This is a genomic window from Methyloceanibacter marginalis (assembly GCF_001723295.1).
GTDB classification, from domain to species: domain Bacteria; phylum Pseudomonadota; class Alphaproteobacteria; order Rhizobiales; family Methyloligellaceae; genus Methyloceanibacter; species Methyloceanibacter marginalis.
In genome coordinates, this window is sequence record NZ_LPWD01000396.1 from 1 (window position 1) to 2,465 (window position 2,465).

Genomic DNA, 2,465 nt, shown 5'->3' on the forward strand with positions numbered 1-2,465 from the left:
CGTCGTCGCCAGTCTGCACGTCGCGCTCGGCCTCGTATTTCGACCCGCGTTACAAGGACTTTCCCGTGGCTTCGCTGACTGCTCCCGTGGTCGCGCTCTTTGTACTTGCCTTCATGCGCGTGCACGGTTCCGCTAGGCCCGGCCCGGCTGAGATTGCCGCCGCACTCCTGCTCTTTGGCTCAAGCGCGTTCATCGTTGTCAACGAAGGTATCGCCAATTGGCAGGCCGCATGGTTGGCGATGTTGCTTATCGTGATGGCGCTGACGACGCTCCGGGCGAAAGCCGCGCCAGGCTGAGCACGAGGAGCGCCAAGGCCAGCGCCGAAGCGTTCGTGTTGTACAAAACGAGTCCAGCAAGCGACGCTGCAAGCCCAACGCCAAACACGACGATGTTTGGCCGCCAAAACTGAATCACGGCCATGATCAGCGCAATCCACCCGAAGGCGCTCTGGTTGAACAAGACAATGACGGCGTCCCTCACCGTGCAGACAAGGCTCTGCCGCCCCGCCTCGCAGGCAAGACCGAGCGGCGTATTCTCGATGACTTCGTAGCGCAGGTAGAGTGCGGCACCGAGCACGACAAGTCCAAACACAGCGAGACTCAAGACGGGCCACCTTATGGCGGTGGCGCCGGAGAACCGCGACGGTTTACGAGAATCAGACATGAGCAGTCCTTGCACGTTCTGCTTCTAAGAAAATGGCCGCATCCATCCAGGAACATAACGCTCGACGATGTCGTAGCGAAGTCGGTTGCGGGTCCCGAGAGCGGCGAGCGCGCCTATGCCAGCGGCTTCGGCGATCTGTCTCACTTCAATCACGCGTTCCGGCGCCGCTACGGGGCCACGCCTTCCGAGGTGCGGCGTAACACTTCTGCATAGGCATGGACAACGCGAACGCTGGTTCCGCTTGGGTCAAAAGCTCTGCCGCCAAAAGGTCATGAGCCTCGCCGAGGCCCTCAACGAGGAAATACCCGCCTTGAGGCAGCAGAAGGCATCCGCGAACTCATTGAAGAGATCCGGCTCATGCCGAAAAATGGGGCAGCTCCCGGTCGAGCTTCAAGGCCAACTGGCAGCCCTCCTCAGCCTTGCAAACAAACACCCCCGTTCCAAGGAAACGGGGGTGGACATAAGGATTGGTTGCGGGGGCACGCAACCAGCGTTGTTTACACCTTGACTACGCCATCTTCTAAGGCCGTTCAGCAGTAAGCCCGAAGGAAAATCGAGGGCACTAAGCATGTCGGCTATGTCCCATGCACCACGTCGTCCTTACGTGTGCAGGTCGATCACTTCTTCCCCGCCGGCTTGCGATCGCGTTGTGCGGCGGTGTCGGTGCTTACAATGGTTCGCCTTGTAGGTTTGGGGTGTAGCTCGACGAGCCGCAAGGCCAGCGCCAACAGTGCGGTACTGACTGGCAGCAGTAGGATAGTCGCGACTTGGGTCCAATTGAGGTCCAAATTTGGCTCGCCGAACGACTGGAGTGCAACTCTAAGGAACAGCACGAGCAGAATGACCACGATGAGTTCGGCCACGACTTGCTTGAGTTGACCGATCTGCCGGACCCGCAGCCACGCCGGCAATTCCAGCTTTTCCTCAGACTCTTCAGGATGGATGAACAGCGAGTAGACGCCATAGGCGAAATATAGAAGGACAATACCAATCAAGAAGCGGTCTAAACTCTCGATGACGCTTATGATCGCAGCCGTGCCATAGGGCGCGCCATCGCTAACTGACCCATCAGCAAGCCCATAGCGAAAGGCTTCATAGATATTGAAAATTCCCAAGAAGAACATCAACACCGATGCTGCCAGCGAGCCAATGACAGCCAAGATGGTGAAGAATCGTGAGCCAACAATGATGTGCCGTTCGATCTCGCGCAGGTTCAAAACGTAGTTGCCTTCTTCTCAGACGTCACTCTGACAGTCGCGAAACGCGCCGATATTATAATGCGCGCAACATCCCTTATAAAGTCCTGTACGGCGGACGCCGGATCATGAGGTACTAACGAACTCCACCTGGTTCAGCGGACGCTGCGGAGATCTCGCGGCCGGAGCCGTCCAATCGCGGGACGTTGTACTCGTCGAGAACCTCATCAATCTGCGGCTTGAGGTCCGACAGAGCCGCATCGACCTCATCGCGCAACGCGCGGTCCTCTTTGCGCACGCCCATGGAGATGTCGAAGACCATGGGCAAGCGCGGCCCGTCGATCCGCGGCTCGACGAGCTTCAGCCGTAAGGGCACATCCTCGCGCGCGGCGAAATACCCCGCCATTGGTCCCCAGACAATGCAACGTCGATTTCGCCGGAGGCGACGGCCTTCATGATCTCGGAGGCGGGATTGGGGTCTCGATAGTCGCCGTAGATCATGTAGCCTCGGATGTTGTCGACGATGCCACGCTTTGCGAGGGCATGGCCCGGCGGCGTGCTCGATCCGTCCTCGCCGACAAGCGGGAGGCCGATCTTGACTTGACG

At 58.9% G+C, this 2,465-nt stretch carries 3 protein-coding genes and 3 pseudogenes; 2 read left to right on the forward strand and 4 right to left on the reverse strand.

All coding sequences use genetic code 11. The annotated features are described in order from the left end of the window. Nucleotides 1–296: pseudogene (locus tag AUC71_RS20375) on the forward strand (hypothetical protein); the annotation flags it as partial. Here the strand turns inward: AUC71_RS20375 and AUC71_RS21450 are convergent. Then, nucleotides 247–663 (reverse strand): hypothetical protein, encoded by a 417-nt coding sequence (locus AUC71_RS21450; RefSeq protein WP_069624661.1) that lies wholly within the window; start codon nucleotides 661–663, stop codon nucleotides 247–249. The pseudogene AUC71_RS20375 and the gene AUC71_RS21450 sit on opposite strands and share 50 nt — an antisense overlap. A 111-nt stretch (nucleotides 664–774) precedes the next feature. Between AUC71_RS21450 and AUC71_RS21455 the strand changes: the two are divergent. Next, a pseudogene (locus tag AUC71_RS21455) lies at nucleotides 775–876 on the forward strand (helix-turn-helix domain-containing protein); the annotation flags it as partial. 404 nt (nucleotides 877–1,280) lie between these two features. Here the strand turns inward: AUC71_RS21455 and AUC71_RS13490 are convergent. The 3 genes and pseudogenes from AUC71_RS13490 to AUC71_RS19730 form a co-directional block, all read right to left on the reverse strand. Next, nucleotides 1,281–1,880, reverse strand: a complete 600-nt coding sequence (locus tag AUC71_RS13490; RefSeq protein WP_083238383.1) for a YqhA family protein — start codon at nucleotides 1,878–1,880, stop codon at nucleotides 1,281–1,283. A gap of 115 nt (nucleotides 1,881–1,995) precedes the next feature. After that, a complete protein-coding gene (locus tag AUC71_RS13495) occupies nucleotides 1,996–2,265 on the reverse strand; it encodes a type 2 periplasmic-binding domain-containing protein (protein WP_141701705.1) in 270 nt (89 codons plus the stop codon). Further along, nucleotides 2,220–2,465 (reverse strand): annotated as a pseudogene (locus tag AUC71_RS19730) (quinoprotein dehydrogenase-associated putative ABC transporter substrate-binding protein); the annotation flags it as partial. The pseudogene AUC71_RS19730 and the gene AUC71_RS13495, both read right to left, overlap by 46 nt.